We start from the raw sequence: 19046 nt of genomic DNA on the forward strand, positions 1-19046 counted from the left end.
AGCTTAAATTATTGCGCACTTGCTCCAGCGGAACCTTGCATAGCCCATGGCTTATTGAAAGCCAGCTTCAAAGTATCAATACTTGAAACAATATCTTCCGCTTGTTGTTCAGCGGTAGTCACTTTCAAATTAGCCTCGTAAACCTGAAGCTCTGTAGCCAATCCAACATCAAATTGCTTTTTAGCCATATCAGCCGCACTTCTTGCACTCACCAAACCGGCTTGAATCTGTGAGTACTGACTTTCCAATGCTTTGATGTTGTTATAAATTGTTCTCACAGCTTCTTCCAATTGTCTCTTTGTGCCTTCTGTAGCATACTGAGCCTTTTCAACATTAAGTTGTTCAGCTTCATAAGGGGTATTTCCTGGAGTGCTAAAGTTATAAAGCTTCAAACTCAGTTCAGCCAAATCCACTTTTTGCTCACTCAACCAAATGGCAGTGCTGCTAGTGAGTACTTGGCTTACTTTTGTCTCTACATTATCTTTAAATTCAGAATATACAGGCTTATCCTTCAATTCATAACGTTGCTCTGGTTTGTAGCCAATCAATTGATTTAAAGATACATATGCACTATCCAAATCTTTTTTAGCTTTATCCAAAGCTGCTTGATTTTGAGTCAACTGATTGGTCGCTTGGGTAACTTCATAATCACTCGACATTTGATTATCTCTCTTGATTTGCGCAACTTTAAGTTTTCGCTCTGCATCTTCGATATTCAAAGCAGCCAGCTTAACGGCATTTTGCTTTTGAAGGAGCTTATTGTAAAGATCTTTTACATTATATTCAATACTTTCTTTGGTCATTTCCAGATTCTTTTTGGTAGCCTCATAATTAAGGTTCGTTTGGGCATAACCTTTGTAAGCTTTATCTTGACCCTCATTACCTGCTTCTGCTGGAACAAAGTCAATATTTTTGCCTGTCTCTTTTAAAATTTTTCCTGCCTGATCAATACTCACTTCTCCTGTTTTCACTGAAGTACTATCAGCAATAGCCAGTTTGACTGCATCGTCATAGGTCAAGGAGTCATTATAGTAAGTATCATAAGTAACTTTGGTCACAGGAGCTGCAAGTGGCTTACTAGACAAGCTATTGGTGTCAGTAGCACTACCACTACCTTGATTCGAAATGGTCACTGTTCGTGTAGTCTGATCCCAATTTACTTTGGCGCCTAATGATTGGCTCACAAAACGTAAAGGAACGAGTACTTGACCCTTTTGAATTTGAGTTGCTGCATCGAGCTGTACCGGCTTACTGTTTTTATAAGCAAGTTTGGAGCCAATATTTAAAGTTAATGTATCGTCATTTTTAGATGCTGTTACTTTTTTAGCCTTGCTGTCCCACTCCACTTGCGCTCCCAAGCTTTCAAAAACACCACGAAGAGGCACCAAGGTTGTATTTTGACTGACTATCGGAGACTGTGTATATTGCTGAGTCACACCGTTAATAATAACCTTTATATCACCTGACTGAGCTCCTGCAAGATTAGCAAACGCAGAACTAAGAACCAATGTGGATAGTAATGCCACTCCAAAACGTTTCATAATTTCTCTCCTTTGTCAATAAGACTAATAAAAGAAAAGGGCTCCAAAAAGGAACCCTCTTCTCATCTAATTCAGTTAACTCAAAAGAGTTGCTCTTAAATTAGTTGTTGTTTTCAACAGTTACTGTTTTAGCAGTTGCATCATAGTTGATGGATGCATCCAGCGCTCTGCTCACCCAGAAGATAGGCAGTACAGTACGGTTTTTGTTAGTTACAGCTTTAACGTCCATACGAATCACAGAACCGTTAACAGTCAACAGGTTAGTGTTCAGTTTGATTTGAGCAACGCGGTCACCTTTAATCAGGGTAACTGTGGAAGTTGCTTTGTCAAACAGGATGTTTTGTGGGGATACACCCAAAGCTTCAGCTGCATAACGTACTGGCAAGTAAGTGCGTCCGTTTTGAGCATAAGCAGCTACATCAGCTGTTTTAGATTCGCCGTTCACAGTGTAGGAAGTGCTTCCCAGTGTGAAGACAGCTTTAGTTTTAGTAGCACCTGGAGCTGGAGTTCCAACAGTTGCGATTGCTACTTCAGCAGCTGCAGTGTTGTTGTCTTTCCAGTTTTGAGTGTTGTCAGTTGCGCCTCTGTATGCAGTGTAAGAAACTGCGCTACCTTTCAGCTTAGCAACGATGTCACCTTGAGCTACAGTACGGTCAACAGTTAGCTTAGGAGCAGAGATTGTAATTGTACTTGGAGTAGCGGATTCGCTGTCGATGTAGAAGCTCAAACGGCCTTTATTGCTTTCGCCGTAAGTATCAGTAGATACGCTCTTCACTTTAACGTCACCAGCTGTAACTTTTACTTCTGGAGTAGAAGCAAAACGTACGCCTGTTGGCAATTCCAAGATTACTTCACGGCTACCATCTTTCTTAACGAAAGCTTCTTTAGCAGCTTCAGTGATTGTGATATCGCCAACTTGTTGATCGCCCAGACCGATTGTCAGGGTTGGTTTGGAAGCAGCAGCCAGAGTAACTGCTTGTTTCACAGTTGCAACCTTAACATTACCGCTCAGACCTTGGCTACCAGCAACTTCAACGTTCAGATCACCGGAGAAACCTGGTTGCGTAGCAACTTCAACGTTTTTCAGTTTCAAAGTACCAGCATCAGTTGTGCTATTAGGGTTGTTGAAAGTCAGTTTCAAAGTACGTTTGTCAGAGTCAGTGTAGGATACCTCTGCTCCACCCAATCCGTTAGTATTTTCCATAGAACCAGCAAAGCTGTTTCCTGGGTTGTTACTCTTGAAAGTTTCTTGCCAACGAGCACCTTCAGGCAGGCGCAAAGTTACAGTACGTCCTTTTACAAAGGATTTAGCAACAGTTTCTTTAATTACGATGTCGCCAATTTTTTGTTCGTCATGTCCAGCAAGAATAGTTGTTGGGGTAGCTACAGTAACACCACCACCGATTTCGCCATAGTTACCAACAACAAGAGAGCTAACATCAGTTGTTGCATTACCAGAAACGCTAACAGTAACATCGCCTTGTTTAGCATTTGTTTCATCATCTACATGGAATTTAACTGGCAATTGGAAAGAATTTTGTTTGGAGCTTTTCACAGTATCTTTCAATCTTACAGTAAGAGTATCATCAAGTGGGTTAGCCTCAATGTCAGCAGCTTTTATATCACCAAAAAGAATTGCAGCTGTACCAGCAGCATCCCATTTAAAACCACTTGGCAATTTCAACTTGATATAGTTACTACCTGTCAAAGAACCTGCAGTTTCTTCTTTAATTTTCAATGTTGCAGTGAAGTTATCTTCACTGGAAACTGTATCGTTTGCAGCAAGAGAAACTTGACCGGAAGAAACAACGTTTGCGATTGTAATTTCACCACTAGTCAAACCACTATTGGAAGCAGCATCAATAGCTGCTTTAACTGGACCGTTACTTGGACCAGCTACATTAATTCTACTGAAGTTTAAGAAGAGAGTAATATCATCACTGATATTAGTGTCACCAGTAAAACTAATTTTAGCGGAGTTTACGTTAACTGGTTTACCATTAGTGTCATAATTGTTGATGATTGGAGCAACTGTAATACCAGTGTCCTTATTTCCATCAAAGTCAGCGTATACACCCAAACCATAGGTAGCATCACTTACAGAACCAATTTGAGTATCACCTTTTTTTGTACCTATAACATCAGCAATTTTAGCAACATCACTACTGTTAAAGTAGAAACCTTTAGGCAAAGTAACAGTAAAAGAAGAACCATCTTTTACAGAAGCTTTGCTCACTGTGATTTTCACTCTGCCATCAAGATTAGCAAAATTCTCAGCGCTACCACTAATAGTAGGAGTGTTAATAGTTGTGAAGCTAGAAGATGCATGGATAGCAGTTGGTGCAGTCAATGCTGCGATTGGAGCTGCTACACCAGCAACCAATGTTGCTGTTGCCAGCACGTTGATCATTTTTTTGTTAAACTTTGTCATAACCTTTTTTTCTCCTCCTTGAATATAAACAGAAATATTATTTTTGTCTTTTTGTCGGATCTTGTCACTCATCAGTCGTTACACCTCCTTTCCGAGCTTTATGAGAACCCTTATAAAATGATATCTGTGACAATATCACAGAAGCTTGGAATCTAGTTGAAAGAAAGCGTCCATTTATGACGTACTCCAGTATTATACAATGTGATAACAATGCAGTAAAGATTTTTTTTAGCGAATTTTGTCTTTACGCTTTTGTACCCCTTTGTTTCATACTCACCCAATTAGACGTAGCATGGGTCCAAAAAGTTGCGTCTGTTTCAAAAAAAAAATTATTTTATTTTTTTTGATTATGTATTCCGCTTTCCACAGTCATAATTATACTATTGAACCTGTTCCTCCGTCATCCTACAACTTTTACCTTCTCAACCTTAAATGTACAGGGGTATTTTCTGTACATTAATTGAGGTCTTTAATGGAGTATATTCGTAACGAATAATCCATAGAATACATAAAGTACATAAAGTACATAAAGACTATAGATTCCTTAAAAATCTAATACTCTAATACACTTTAAATAGTAGAAATGACGGAGAACAGCAATATAATGTAAATATAACGAAACAAATTATTTTACTACATTAATCTTCGCGCCATCTGAAAGCAAACTTACGCCCTTAACGACGACATTTTGTCCCTCAGTGAGCCCCTTGGTGACCTCAACCTGTTTGGCACTTTCCTGGCCTGTCTGCACTTCTACCCTCTTAGCAACAGTACCCTCCACTACATATGCATACTTCTTCCCTGCCTGCTCTGTAATGGCGTCCTGCGATACTAAAATGTTTTTAGGAGCTTCTGACTTCATATATACAGTTACAACCATCCCTGATTTTAATTCACCAGAACCATTTGGAACCGAAATCTCGACAGGATATGCCTTGAGGTCATTATCCATTACGGGATTGACGGCAGTCACTCTAGCTTCTATGCGCTTGTTCAATGAGTCCACACCTACAGTTACAGACGAACCTACCTGCATCTTCAGAAGCTCTGATTCAGAAACGTTGACTTTAGCAATGATAGGATTGGTATTTGCAATTGTAACAACTGCAGATTGCGCACTAACCATTTGTCCTTGGACTCCTGTTACTACCGATATCGTGCCGGAAATCGGAGCTTTGACTACAGCATCCACCAATTGGCTACGTGCTGTGTCTAAACTCGCTTTAGCTTGATTTACAGAAGCACGTGCTACGTCTATGCCCGTTTTTTGTTGTGCAAGACGCAATGATTTCTGGGCATTATTATATGTGGTTTGCGCACTTTCCTTAGATGTTTGTGCATTGTGCAGTGCAACCTGTGCATTCTCCACAGCAGTTTGAGCCTTTCTATACGCTATTTGGGACTGTTCTAACTCGGATTGAGATAGAGCGCCCGCACTAAACAACTGTTGGTTGCGATTAAGCGTATTTTGAGCATCACGCACGGAATTCTGAGCATCGATCAGACTGGTCTGAGCTTGTGTAATGGAGTTATCTTGCTGTACAAGCGCACTTTTGGCTTGATCCACACTGGACTCGGCCTGTTGCACAGATTGTGCTGCGCCTGACTCAGCCTGTTTTAAGTTGGCCAAGGCAACCTGGTACGATTCCTGAGATTGCTTAATCGAGTCCTGAATATCCTTTTGGTCTATAGTAAACAATGTGTCGCCTTTGTTTACTTTTTGCCCCACTGTAAGATTGATACTTTGAATTTTTCCGCTAATTTTCGGAGATACTTGAGCCGTCTCTTTCGGAGCAAAGCTTCCAATAATACCTGTTGAGTCGTTAATACTGCCTTTAGCCGCTTTTGCCACTTGGACTGGGATCGCCTTCTGCACTGAAGCTGGCGCAGCGGGGGCCTCCCCCCCACCACAGCCGGCTAATGCAACTGATAAAAGCAAAGTTGTGGCAATCAGAGCACTTTTTTTATTCATTATGTTTCTCCACCTCACCTTATATATGAACACTTTTTTGCAGTTTCGCTTCTTTTTTCAGTTGTCTCTTTTCTTGTCTTTTCAGTTTGCGATTTTTACGTTTTTGAATGATATTGTCCAAAATAACATAAACAACCGGAATAAGAATCAGCGTGACCAAAGCTGCGAAGGATAACCCGAATACAACAACAACCGCCATAGGAGCTTGCGTCTCATTACCGTCACCTTTAGCAAATGCCATAGGGATCAAAGCAAGCACGGTAGCCAACGTTGTCATCAAAATCGGACGCAACCGCTCAGATGCGCCATGAATAATAGCTTCATCTCGATCTTCGCCTTCTTTTCGAAGCTGAATAATGAAATCAATCATGACAATTGCATTATTTACAACCAAGCCAACGAGCATGATGTAACCGGTAAAAGCCGAAACACTGAGGCTCGCTCCCGTTACCACTAGGCCGATAAGTACACCAATTAACGTAGGCGGAATCGAAAACATAATAACAAACGGTGTGAGCAGAGATTCAAACTGTCCTGCCATAACCATATAAATCAGAACTACAGATAGCAGAATAGCTATCCCTAAGTTTATAAAAGACTCCATCATTTGTTCAGATTGCCCGCCACCCGTATCTGCACTATAGCCTTCTGGGAAGTGAGTACTCTTCAAAAGAGCATCTATTTTCTGTTTGACGGTTAGAATGTCCCCTGATCCATCAATGTCAGCAGAAATCTGTACTTGACGTGTCTGATCTTCACGGGTGACACTATCCGGTACAGCGCGTTTATCAATACTTGCTACCGAAGATAAAGGCACATCAATCCCTTGTGAAGTGGTAATACGTAATGCTTTCAAATAGGACCAGTCATGTCGATCCTGCTCAGGCAGAGAGATTTTCACATCGATTTGATCATCACCTGTGCGATAGCTTGTTGCAACAGATCCATTAAAGGAAGTATTTACAGCAGATAAAATTTGGGTTGCTGATAAGCCATATTGACTAGCAAGTTCTCGATTAACGGTAATCTCATATTCTTCGCGAACCGCATTCAAAGAACTTTTTACATTGACCGTTCCCGGTATGCTCTTTACGCCGGCAACGAGATTGTCGGAAAGTTCCCTCAAGACGTCCATATCATCGCCTTTTAGGTTAATATTAACCGCCGCTCCAGTCGAAAGGCCTGTTGCAGACTCCAGTGTAATCTCTGCATCCGGAATACTATCGAATTTCTTGCGAAGGCCTTCAACTACAGCGTCTGTTGGCTGATGCCCATCCTTCAGCGCAACACTTAGTTCTGCCGAATTGGATGGAGTTGCCCCTGAATAACCAGAAAGACCACCAGCACCAACAGTCACTGTCATTTTGTCCAGATCAGGAACTTTCAGAATTTCTTTCTCTATACCTTGAACAACTCTTTCAGTCTCCTCTAGAACTGTTCCATTAGGAAGTTTCACTTTCACTGAGAATTCCCCAGTGTCGGATTCAGGAATAAATTCAGCCTTAACCATAGAAATCAGAGACCCAGCTGCCACAAACATTAATACAGTAATGATTAAAACAGATTTTCGATGATTAATTCCCCACTTCAGTACACGGCGATAACCACCCTTAAATTTCTCAAATCCGATATTAAACCACACAATAGGGTTAATACCTTTATAAGTACCTGAAGAATATATGGATTCATCCGGTACTGTAGGCATCCAACGCGAGCCAAGCATTGGCACAATCATAAGGGATACCAGCAAGGCTGCTATATGGGAGAAGATAACAGTTAATGCCAACGGTTTAAACATAACTCCTGCAATTCCGTCAACAAAAACAACCGGTAAAAATACTACAATCTGTGCAAGTGCAGATGCCATAACCGCATTGCCCACTTGCTTGGAGCCATCAATTGCCCCTTGTAGCATACTTTTCCCTTCATGTCGCTGCCTAAAAATATTTTCAATGATAACAACGGCAAAGTCGACAAATGATCCTAACCCTAGAAGCAAACCGCTCAATGAAATAACATTAATGGTTTGTCCAGTGAAATACATCATCATAAACGTTGCTACGAAGGAAATTGGAATAACGATCGCAGCAATAATAGTAGAACGTATACTGTTCAAAAATAATAGCAACACAATAGCTGCGATAATAAGCCCCAATATAGCATGTTCTATTAGTGAGTGTACGGAGTCTCTAATAGGCTTGGAAGCATCAGTTACCATCTCCAATTGTGTTCCAGGAGGCAGGTCCTTCCGTATCGAATCCAAACTTTCCTTCACAGAATTAGCGATTGAAAGAGTATTTCCACCAGTAGCCTTAGTAACAGAAATATTAATACTTGGCTTCCCATTATAGGTAGAAATAGTGGTGACTTCTTCTACGGAGTCTTCAACTGTCGCGATATCCTTCAATTTCACGCTTCCCTTACCTACAGGGATTGGCGTTTCGCCCATTTCTGAAACAGCTTTATATTCACCTTGAACGCGAAGTTGAATTTGTGTATTACCACGATATACAGAACCCGCAGAGCCAGCAACATTATTAGCCGATAGGGCCTGTCGAATTTGATCCAGCGTAATGCCATAGCTTTGAAGCTTGGCCTGATCTACAGTGATCTTTACGAGTCGTTCTTGACCACCTGACATGTTGGCTGCAGCTACTCCCGCAATTCTTTCAAGCCGCGGCTCGATAATATCTTCAGCAATAGGCTTCAGCTTGTTAATATCCTGGTCTCCTGTAAAAGCGAGGGTAATAACTGGCGTTGCATTGAGGTCCACTTTTAGAACACGCGGCGAATTTGCCGTGTCTGGGAGAGATCCTCTAACGGTATCAACTTTATCCCTCATGTCGAGGGTTGCTTGGTTCATATCTACTCCCCAGTTAAATTGAATCATGACCATAGATGATCCTTCTGAAGACTCGGACGTGATTGTATCCACGTTCTCGATAGAAGCCAGACTCTTTTCAATAGGTTTAGTAACCAATTCCTCAACCTCAGTAGGCGTTGCGTTTGGAATACTGGTCACCACTGCAGCGTAAGGTAGCTTCATATCTGGCATATACTCGACAGGAAGCCTTAACGCAAATATACCGCCCCCGATTAACAAAGCAACAATTAACATAAATACTGTTACAGGACGGCGTATTGAAAACTGAGACATCTCATCACTCCCCACTCACTTCTCTATGTAATATTTAAGCACACACATCCTCTACTACGATGAAATAGGCGTAAAGTTTCAGATAAATGCGCAAAAAAAACATATGCAAAAATAATAAACACATTTTGAGATAAATTCTTAAAAAAAAGAAATTAATACACCCATTTAAGGCAAAGCTAAATAAAAAATGCCGTAATGCTTCTCCAAAGTTTTCATCTCATTGATATTATGGCATAGGCCCGTAATTCCAGTCAAATAGCTGATTTATAAAAAACATCCCTCTCATGTATATGAAAGGGAATTTCCATTTCTCATGGAGGGATGTTTGATAATTTCAGGTTTTTGAATGATTAAATTTTAGGAAGCAGTTTTTTATCAGCCATAACTTTAGCTACAATAATTGCTGCATCTCCGCGCAAGGTCAAGGATGTAGGGTTAAACATATATCCTTTTTTCAGATCACTTGCGTCTACAGGCGACCCTGTGATAAAGCCTTTCTTAGCAATAGCCAATACAGATGCTTGTGCGTAGTAATCGATCTTGTCCGCATCTTTAAAGGTCTTGGACAGATTTTTCATGATCTTGTCATGATCTGTTTCCAGCTTCAAATTCAATGCCTTGGCGATAATGACTGCTGCATCTTGACGTGTGATTACATCTTCCGGCATAAAGATTCTTGGTTGCGAACCTTTGACAATACCGGCACGCGCAGCTGTTTCAATATAACGATAATCGTAGAGCGCATCTGCGGATATCGTATTTGGAATAGACACGTCGTCGAAATGCTTCGCTCCACTGAAATTAAGCGGAATTTGCAGACCTTTGACAATCATCGACGTGAATTCGCCTCTTTTAATGTAGCTGTCAGGTCCAAAGCTATTAATTGGATCCATTGGGTTCATGACACCTTTGGCCAAGATAGCTTCGATATAATCTCTAGCGTATTTGTGCTTAATGACATCACTATACGTTTCCCCAACCTTAGCGACTACATAGTATCCGAAACGGTCAAATGGTACTTTAATGGTATGTTTCTTCGGATCCACCACACCACCAATGTTCTGCCAATCCTTCAAATCAGGATCAAAAAAGAACACTGTCATTTGTTTCCCTGCATCCTGAGCAATACTGCTATCATACGTCAGCGTCAATGTAGCACGCTTGGAAGGTACTAGCTCGTTAGATGGGTCACGCCAGTAGAAGTTTTTGATCTTGCTACTGTCATTTTGCGATTTGTTAGCCAATTGATATGGATCAGCACCATACGTTACCGGATCGTAAGCATCTGTTTTGATATCATCTGCTGTACCTGGGTCAATCCAGAATACTGGACTGGACTTGGTAAAGCGACTTGGGAAATCTCTGTTGAAGTATCTACTTCCATCTGCAATCAAGCTCTGCATATCGGACAATGCTTTTTCAGTTTCAAATTCATGACGGTCCACCACACCATCCTCGCTATTTGCGATCGCAAAGTACAAAGTGTGGCCAGAGAAAACCTGGTTTTTGAATTGCTGCGGTTGATCGTAATCCCGACGAATCAGGCTCGTTCCCTTCGCGAACGCAAGTGTAAGATTACCATCAAACACTTTGTGCGATGTTTTCATCGCTTCCATGTACTGCTCGCCAGGAATATTAGTAGGCACATATTTAACAGTAATGGTTTGTTTTAATTTTTCCTTACCTACTGTAACCACTACATCAATTTTATTATCTTTGTTGGCTTTTAGACCTGTAACGATGGCTTTGTAGGTTGATGGGTAATCAACAGTACCATCGTAATCAGAATCAAAACCTTCTTGAACTGCTTTTTCCTTACCTACCATAACACTATCTGCATTACCTGCGTTCACAACAACTTGCACAAAGTTTTGATTCACGATTCTTTTTTCAGGAAGCGGACGCAAGATATCAAAAGATGTGGATTGACCGGATACTTGCAGTCGGAAAGTAGCAAACGGTCCGCTCTTGCCGCTGTTGTACAAGGTAATGTTATAAGCTACTGGCGTTCCATCTTGCGAAATAGTTTGGTTTTTCAATACAAAACTGAAATACTTTTTGTCCGGATGGTAGTATACGAGCAGGTCTTTCAAATCTTTGCTTGTAAACTTATCCGTAGTAGCACCAGAGTTGTATGCAGTTTTGGCATCTTCCGCTGAGAAGAACTCGTTATTCAGCGTCCAGTTTACCTCACTGTCGTCCGAACCTTTAATTTCTAAAATGTATTGATCTTTATTGGCAATATCACTTAACGAACCACTCACCTGATCCGCTTTACCCAAATCAGCAAGACTGAAAGTACCAAAGATATTGATATTTTTCAGCGATGTATTGTAGTTAGTGTCATCTACTTTTGTGAAGTTTGCATCTTTTGATTTCGGTGCAATTTCGCTATATTTCGGCGTATTGCTCAGACCGCTAACGGGTGTAAAAGGAATAATACCTTGTGTGTTTGGAACAGGAATTACTGGAATATTCGTTTGTGTAAAGTTTACTTTTACCGTATTGCTATACTCGATGCCTGGCTTGAACACAAACTTGATTTCATTATTTCCGTTTGCCAGTGCGTTGGCAGCCGCTGTTTCCGAGGAAGCAGCCAGCTTAAAGTTCGCTCCTGTGCCATCAAGATCAACTAGTACGTTGTTCACATACAAGAATACATTTCGGTTACTACCAGTGTAGTGAATATCCGCAGCATTACTCACGTCCAGCAATTTACCTTTAAAATAACCTAATTGATTCAGTTTGTACGTATTTAAGTTTGCACTCGATGTATTCAACGGAATTTGTTGACCATCATAAATGGTATCGTATTTCATGAATGGACCCTGCAATAAATTAACAGTTGCCTTAATCAATTTACTTGAGTCACCATTCAGGTAAAAATTCAGTACGTTTTGTCCTTCTTTAGGCAAAGTATCTACGTAAGCAACAATTTTTTTCACTTGTGTTGACTTACCATTAATTGTCCGAATCACATCTTGGGGTGAACCCACGGTATGAACCGATACACCAGAAAGCTCGTTAATTGAGCTAGGCGTACCATTAACAATGATAAATTCCATACCTACAGGTACAGATGGAGCATCTGTAGTTTTGTTCTTCATAGAACTACCTGTTAATTTCATAGCTTCATCTATGGCAGCTGCTTGATCAGACCCGCTACCCTTGATTCTATTCAACAGCTGATTATTAAGATCCGGGAGAAAGTTCACGTCATCAATATAAGGCTGTGTGCTGCTACGCAATGTAAATTGAACCGCAGATGCATTGGAACTCGTTCCATTTGCAAAACCTACACTCAGAGATGCACGAATCAAGTGGTCGGTTACGATGCCATCAGGCACTGTTACCTGGAACGGATATAATTTGTAACCAGTAGATGTAACAACATTTGCTGTATCAATCGTAGCATCAATTCCATTGGTATCACCAATTGCGCTACCGTTATTGCTTACGTCCGTAAATCTAGCATTAATTTTGCTCACTACTGGATCAGTTGCTCCGGAAGGAACCAGAACATTACCTTTCAAAACCACACCGCTTGTAGACGATACAGTAAAGTCAGGGGAAGTCGTCAGATCAGCAGACACATTGCCGTCCTTATTCAAAGTCAAATCGGAAAATTCAGGTTTACCCGTATAAATCGTGATTTCACGCGTAACCGTAAGAGCCTGAGTTCCGTTACCCACTTTAATCGTCACTATATTTTTACCCGGGCTGAGTACAACACTTCCTGTTAGCTTATAGCTGGTATAGGAGTTAACAGTATACGTATTGCTACTTTTTGTAGAAGTAAGCGTTACACTGTCAGCATTAGGCGCCGTACCTTGAATGACTACTTTCACATCATCCGTACCGCTATTTCGTGCGTCTGTCAGTACCGCCGTTTGATTCTCTACTAACTGCTGGGTTTCACCATTCAGTGTGGCAGACAGATCATACAGCTTGGGTCCATCCTGATACTCAATGTAAATGGAGTCCTTCATTTCAGCCGAATTTTGACTGCTTTGGAATGTAATTCGGTTCAAACCAGGAAACAGTTTAATGTCTGAAATTTGAATCGTAGAGCCATTGACCGTAATTCCGCCCTTTTGACTCTCATTTTTATTAACTACGTTAAGGTTTGTTCCATTTTTAGAGAGTTGGAATACACTATACGATATAGTACTTCCATTCACTCCGTTAATCGTACCGTTAACTGTAACACGGTCAGTGTTTACCATTCTGGCCGAATCCGCATCATATTTTTCATTTGGAAAAATGAAATAAGTTCCTGTCGCAGCATGAGCCGTACCTACCAGGGCCGCCGGCACCAAGCCAATGATGAGACCAACCGTCAGCAACATGGATAGCAATCGTTTCAAATCATTGTCCTCCTTTGATTCTGTCGCACCTTGGGGTACGTAATCATTCATTACTTTTTTTATCGGTAGCAAACATACAAAAAATTAGTAAATTCTCAAAAAAGGAGGGAGTTTTTTTACAGCAAACATCAAAAAAGCCTTCAAACCTGCGGTATACCGCTAAGCTTGAAGGCTTACATTTAAATTAAAATTATAATTTCGATCGCGTCTGGGAATCTGGTTTAGCCAACAACCGAATTAGTGTGTTAAGAACAGGACGTTTGGTTTTGCCAACGAGACCAATAACTTCTGCTCCGATCTGTAGGAAGAACATCATGATGCATATCACGACAAAGGTGACCCAGTTTGCTTCATTAAGCGCAGCCGACGATTGGATAACGGCTAATATACCGAAAAATACAGCAATACCGTAGATAATCAACACCGTCTGTCTGTGACTGAAGCCTAGTTCGCGCAAGCAGTGATGCAAATGGCCTTTATCCGGTGAGAATATCGGTTTTTTCTGCAGCTTGCGACGAATAATAGCAAAGAATGTATCTGACAAAGGCACACCGATAATAATCAATGGCGTAATAAATGATACGATAGCAATTTGCTTGAAACCAAGCATTGAAAGCATAGCTAGAGAGAAACCTAAAAATAAGGACCCTGTATCACCCATAAATATTTTTGCAGGATGAAAGTTAAAAAATAAGAATCCGATAATACTACCTAACAGCACAAGGCAAAGCATCGCCACCATGTAATTGCCCATTAGTAGTGACATCACAGCGATAGTTCCAATCGCAATTCCTGAGACACCTGCAGCTAGTCCATCCAGACCGTCAATCAAATTGATAGCATTGGTCACACCTACGATCCAAAATATCGTTAGTGGAATGGAAATCCAGCTTTCTAAAGAAGAGTATGCATCCTGAAAAGGTACATTTACAAAATCCACACGAATATCAAAAGCAAACACGACCATACATGCCACGGCAATTTGAGCCAAAAATTTCAATTTTGCATTAAGATCAAAACGATCATCGAGAGCACCAATCAATGTAATCAGCGTACCGCCAATCAGAAAGGCTGCAATAAAGTTAATATCCCGCGAGGACAGCATTCCATCAGGCACACAAGGTAACATCGCCAATAAGGACAACAGAAATGCCAAGAAAATCCCCAGACCGCCAAGACGCGGCATAATTCGGGTATGTACTTTTCGGGCATTCGGCACATCGACGGCTCCAACCTTCACAGCGAATTTCTTGACAAGCGGCGTAAGTAACAGCGCAAGTCCCAGTGCCATGATGAAACCAATAATATAGATCAATAACATTTGATCATTCGACCCCCAATTTTAAAGCAATGCCTTTTCAGATGTAACCGCATTGAATTATACTCTGATCAAAAATAAATACCAAGCCTCATATTCTGGCAAATTAGCGGGTTTTAAAGGCAGATTCAAGCTATTTATCACACTTTTGTGACGTTTTCTTTTTCACGCATCACTTTCACTGCGAATTTCGGCAACGCAAGCATTCTTTTGTAACGACTAGGCTCTTTTAGGAGTCTATATAACCACTCAGCTCGTAGCTTTTGAAACAGTTTAGGTGCGCGTTTTGTTTTTCCTGATATAACATCGAAACTACCGCCGACCCCCATCATCACCGGCACGCCCAGTTGTTCCTTATATTTACCAATCCAAGGTTCCTGCGTATCCGCTCCACGCGCTACAAACAACAAATCAGGGTTCGCTTCACGAATAGCCCTAATCACCGCTTCATCCTCGTTAGGACCAAAAAAACCATCGCGCTTGCCACAAACCGTAATTCCAGGATAAAGCTCCTGTACCCGCTGAGCGGTCGCTTGAATCACTTCAGGCGTTGATCCAAGTAAATAAACTTTCCAATGATAGTTTTCTCCAGCTGCGAGCAATTCATGTAACAAGTCAAAACCTGCCACCCTCTCGGGTACAGGATGTCCAACATAGTTTGCTGCCCAGACCACACCAGTTCCATCTGGAACAATCAACTCTGCCTGTTTCATCACATTCATATACACTGGATCTTCCAATGCAGCCATGACCATAATCGGATTGGCAGTGATCACTTGATGGGGGCGGCGAGACTTCACCGCCTGAATTAATACATTTAATGTACCTTTCATATTAAGCCTTGATACCTGAACACCGAAAATCGGGACGGTAGGCACACTCGTAACCTTATCAACTGTCACTGTATCCATCATCCTTTGCGACACAAGTAATTAACGATATGCTGTGCTGGTAAGCGAGCCTCACTTTTTAACAAAGCAATTGCTGCCCCTTGGCTCTCGATCCATTGACTACGCTGATCCAGCAGCCGCATAGACTCGTTAGCCAGCCTTTGCCCATCCAGTGCATCTGTAGTACCTACAGGCTGGCTACCAACACGGCTGAGGAAATGATCAATTTTGGGATCGTAAGATATACCCAACGGGGGCACTTGATGGGACGCTGCATAGATTAAGCTGTGCAGCCTCATCCCGATCATCAAACTGCATCTGCTGACCTCCAAAAGCATCTGTTGAGGATCGGTAACTTGGTCACACATGCTGACAAGGCTCCCTGTCCCCCTAATATCCCCCAACAAATCCATTACCATCCTTGAAGCCTGTACGTCGTCAGGTAAATGGAATGGTAAGAAACGCAAGTGAACACGGCGTTCCTCAGCTAATCTTTTTAAGCCATCTGCAATAGCCGTTAAATCGCGTTGTTCCTTATCCCAGTAGCGTACAGACACGCCAACGACTGGGAGTTTATCCCCATCAGCCTCAGTTGCAGCATCATGCAGCTCGGAACCGGAGGGCAAAGGAAGCCCCATTACAGGATCAGGAACAACCTCGACAACCGGACGTTTCAGTTTCATGGTACTCAGCAAAGCAGCAGATTGCTCATCTCTGACGGAAACATATTCACAGCGTTGAAATACAGATCGGATCATAGGATAAAATATCTTCCGTTGTACTGGGCCCATGCCCTGAGCGTATACAAACGTTGGCTTTCCAGCCCATTGAGCCAGTTTCAGAATCGCCAGATAATACGGAATGCTTTTAGGGCTTGTAGCATCCTGGAGCAGACTCCCGCCGCCACTAATGAGCCCGTCACTGTTTTTAATCGCTCTCCGCACTTCCCCCAGGCTCATACGCGGAACAGCTTCTACTCCGTACATTTTCTGTGTCCAAGCAGGGTCAGAAGATAGAACAACAGGCTTGACCGTAATCCCCGCCTGACGGCTTTCCTCTTCTAAAGCAGTCAAAATCGACTTGAGCACCGCTTCATCCCCACTATTGCGAAACCCGTAATAACCCGAGATTATTATCGTTTTAGCTGTGGTGACCATTTCTTCCAACATCCTTCCAGCACTTGCCACACGACAATTGCGATGATTCCCAGCACCAATCCAAGTCCCAATCCCAACAGCCCACGACTAAGCGAGAGTGCAGCTGGAGAGTGAATGTGAGCAAAGGTATCGACCATCGAGGCTTGACCAATAGCAGCTATGATCAGCAAATAGATTGCTTTGCGATATTTCAAAGCCAGGAATGCCCCTGCAATAAACAGTGGATGAGCCATTAAGAATTCCTTATTGCGCGGACGTACACCAAACGCATTCTCCAGGAAGTTACGGAAAACCAGCTCGGTGTTCGACACCGTACCTGCGTTTCCAGTACGAGTCAAATAGTAGTAGCCTGCCGCGGCGATAACAGCCAGTGCAATAACCCACAATACAGTAATCGGCATACGTAACAGTTTGGAGATTTCCTCCCGTATAGAAACGCCACGATAAAAGAAAATATAAATCGCCGCCAAGAAGATCGGCAGAATGTGAAGCAAGCTTACACCTCTAAATTGGTTTAACACCAGGCTGTAGGCAATGCTGTTCAACAGCGCAATAACAAAAGGCACTGCAGCCAGCGACAAGATCGCTGTCTGTACGTACAGTATAAGCGTGCGAGTCAATCGTTGACCTACAGAAAGTTCAGGCCCCTGTTCACGTTTAATTCTGATCGTACGCACTGCAATGATCATTGCAACTGTAGGTCCGCTAATCGCTGCAAGCAGCGCCAAACCTTGTTCCATCAGGCTGGAGTTCAAAACATAAAGCCCAGCAGAACCAACCAAACCGAGTGCAAATGCCAGCAAAGTCAATGCCGGAACAAAATAGGACACCATTATGGAGAAGAAAGCTAGTGCACCCAGTACGACGATCATTTTGAGATAGCGCTGAATGGAGGAATCGACCACTTGGAACGGTTCAGCTTGTCCAAGTTCAAACCCTTTTTTCTCCATTCGTTGCACAGCGTTGCCCGGTTTGTCTAAGCTGTGAATCAGGTTGTCAACCGAGTCTTTCACCTTGGCCTCAGCAACACTGCGGCTAGGCGCGGTATTCAGATACAACATGCGAATATTCCGATCCTTGGTGGCGAGTGCAAAACGATCGGCCAACGTTTCCACATCGAGTGTTGAATCTTTATCACTTAGTGAGTATAGACGCACAACATTATAGTGGATATCGTAAGCGAGCTTATTGAAGCCTGCCTGCGGTTTCTTTAAGTTTTCGATAGCAGCTAGGCCGATATCGTATTTGTTCAGCAATTTAGCAAATGCCGCTAAGCTATGCTCTTTCTCGTTATCAGTAAAGCCTTTGACTGAATCCCCTTCAAACAAAATGCGCTTTACACCATTTTGCTGAAAGGAAGCCAGCATCTCTTCTGTCAACTCCTGTTTATAGGGAAGGCTGTCACTCATGCGTGGAACAATAAAAAATCCTTTGCTACGAAGCTGCTTCATAGCAATCGGGTCAGGCTGCATAGGCTTGAGATACGCATCCTCTGGGGATGTTTCCACAACAAGCCCTTCCTGTCCCTGATAACTCCACGGCTTTACATTGATGCCTAGACTTGTAAAGGTACGTAAAATTAACGGCTTTAGTGCTTCGGCATTTTCTTTGTCAGCGAATACCATGTACGTATAATTCTCATTTGCAGGTGAAAGACGTTTTTCCAGATCCGCAACATTCTGAGTCGTATAAGTTACAATGCGGCCCGCTTTACGGAAATCATCCAACGTACTTTCATACATCGCCATGCTGTTTACACCAGCCTGTTGTAAGCGGTCAAGCTGCTCATTCAGATAATCCTGCGGATGAGCCTGATACGAAGCCGCCTCCGTCAAATCTCGGTAATCGAATACAATCTCTACTTTTTTACTCGAGGATTCTGTCTTTACACGATCGGCGATGACTGGAATGGAAGCCAGCAAGCCAACCGCGACCAGAATCCACAACCATTTTCGAGAAGCTGTATTCCAATACTGCCATTTCTGATACACCAAAGAACCTCCTTAATATTCGGGATTTTGCAAAATTCAATGCTGCCCACCTTGCCATTCTACTCTTGAGTAGGCCACTCATTGAATTTTGCAAAATCCTCCGTTGCCGGAATAAGCCTATTTTTCCAAAGCCTCTTCCAGGTTATTCTGCAATACAGAGAAATGACCTCCACGGCGTACTGCCCTTTGCCGTGAGAGGTCACCGATTACTTATTCCATATC

Annotated in this window: 9 protein-coding genes; all 9 read right to left on the minus strand. The window is 42.2% G+C overall.

Annotated elements, in window-relative coordinates; genetic code table 11:
• Positions 1 to 8: 8 nt before the first annotated feature.
• The 9 genes from EGM68_RS23430 to EGM68_RS23470 all read right to left on the minus strand — a co-directional run bounded on the left by EGM68_RS23430 (position 9) and on the right by EGM68_RS23470 (position 18824).
• Positions 9 to 1541 carry a stalk domain-containing protein gene (locus EGM68_RS23430; protein WP_129550102.1) on the minus strand — a complete coding sequence of 511 codons (1533 nt, stop codon included), beginning with the start codon at positions 1539 to 1541 and terminating at the stop codon, positions 9 to 11.
• A 100-nt stretch (positions 1542 to 1641) separates the two neighbouring features.
• On the minus strand, positions 1642 to 4044 hold the full coding sequence (locus tag EGM68_RS23435; protein WP_129550103.1) for a copper amine oxidase N-terminal domain-containing protein: 2403 nt from the start codon (positions 4042 to 4044) through the stop codon (positions 1642 to 1644).
• A gap of 553 nt (positions 4045 to 4597) precedes the next feature.
• Positions 4598 to 5944: an efflux RND transporter periplasmic adaptor subunit gene (locus EGM68_RS23440; protein ID WP_129550104.1), complete on the minus strand. Its 1347-nt coding sequence runs from the start codon at positions 5942 to 5944 to the stop codon at positions 4598 to 4600.
• 19 nt (positions 5945 to 5963) lie between these two features.
• On the minus strand, positions 5964 to 9101 hold the full coding sequence (locus tag EGM68_RS23445) for an efflux RND transporter permease subunit (RefSeq protein WP_129550105.1): 3138 nt from the start codon (positions 9099 to 9101) through the stop codon (positions 5964 to 5966).
• Between the two features lie 350 nt (positions 9102 to 9451).
• On the minus strand, positions 9452 to 13468 hold the full coding sequence (locus EGM68_RS23450) for an S-layer homology domain-containing protein (protein WP_129550106.1): 4017 nt from the start codon (positions 13466 to 13468) through the stop codon (positions 9452 to 9454).
• A 190-nt stretch (positions 13469 to 13658) separates the two neighbouring features.
• Complete coding sequence (locus EGM68_RS23455; protein ID WP_129550107.1) at positions 13659 to 14789, minus strand: glycosyltransferase family 4 protein; 1131 nt, start codon at positions 14787 to 14789, stop codon at positions 13659 to 13661.
• A gap of 137 nt (positions 14790 to 14926) precedes the next feature.
• Positions 14927 to 15688 carry a WecB/TagA/CpsF family glycosyltransferase gene (locus EGM68_RS23460; protein WP_129550108.1) on the minus strand — a complete coding sequence of 254 codons (762 nt, stop codon included), beginning with the start codon at positions 15686 to 15688 and terminating at the stop codon, positions 14927 to 14929.
• 8 nt (positions 15689 to 15696) lie between these two features.
• Positions 15697 to 16833 (minus strand): polysaccharide pyruvyl transferase CsaB, encoded by a 1137-nt coding sequence (gene csaB / locus EGM68_RS23465; protein ID WP_090739153.1) that lies wholly within the window; start codon positions 16831 to 16833, stop codon positions 15697 to 15699.
• Positions 16809 to 18824 carry a DUF5693 family protein gene (locus EGM68_RS23470; RefSeq protein ID WP_129550109.1) on the minus strand — a complete coding sequence of 672 codons (2016 nt, stop codon included), beginning with the start codon at positions 18822 to 18824 and terminating at the stop codon, positions 16809 to 16811. The genes csaB and EGM68_RS23470 overlap by 25 nt, the downstream gene beginning before the upstream one ends.
• Positions 18825 to 19046: the final 222 nt, after the last annotated feature.

Origin of the sequence: Paenibacillus sp. M-152 (assembly GCF_003856555.1) — a bacterium.
Classification (GTDB): domain Bacteria; phylum Bacillota; class Bacilli; order Paenibacillales; family Paenibacillaceae; genus Paenibacillus; species Paenibacillus polymyxa_C.

Excerpts from the sequence above, each read along its gene's own strand:
- EGM68_RS23440 (WP_129550104.1), bottom strand. The coding sequence starts at position 5,944 with ATGAATAAAAAAAGTGCTCTGATTGCCACAACTTTGCTTTTATCAGTT.
- EGM68_RS23445 (WP_129550105.1), bottom strand. The coding sequence starts at position 9,101 with ATGTCTCAGTTTTCAATACGCCGTCCTGTAACAGTATTTATGTTAATT.
- EGM68_RS23430 (WP_129550102.1), bottom strand. The coding sequence starts at position 1,541 with ATGAAACGTTTTGGAGTGGCATTACTATCCACATTGGTTCTTAGTTCT.
- EGM68_RS23455 (WP_129550107.1), bottom strand. The coding sequence starts at position 14,789 with ATGTTATTGATCTATATTATTGGTTTCATCATGGCACTGGGACTTGCG.
- EGM68_RS23435 (WP_129550103.1), bottom strand. The coding sequence starts at position 4,044 with ATGAGTGACAAGATCCGACAAAAAGACAAAAATAATATTTCTGTTTAT.
- csaB (WP_090739153.1), bottom strand. The coding sequence starts at position 16,833 with ATGGTCACCACAGCTAAAACGATAATAATCTCGGGTTATTACGGGTTT.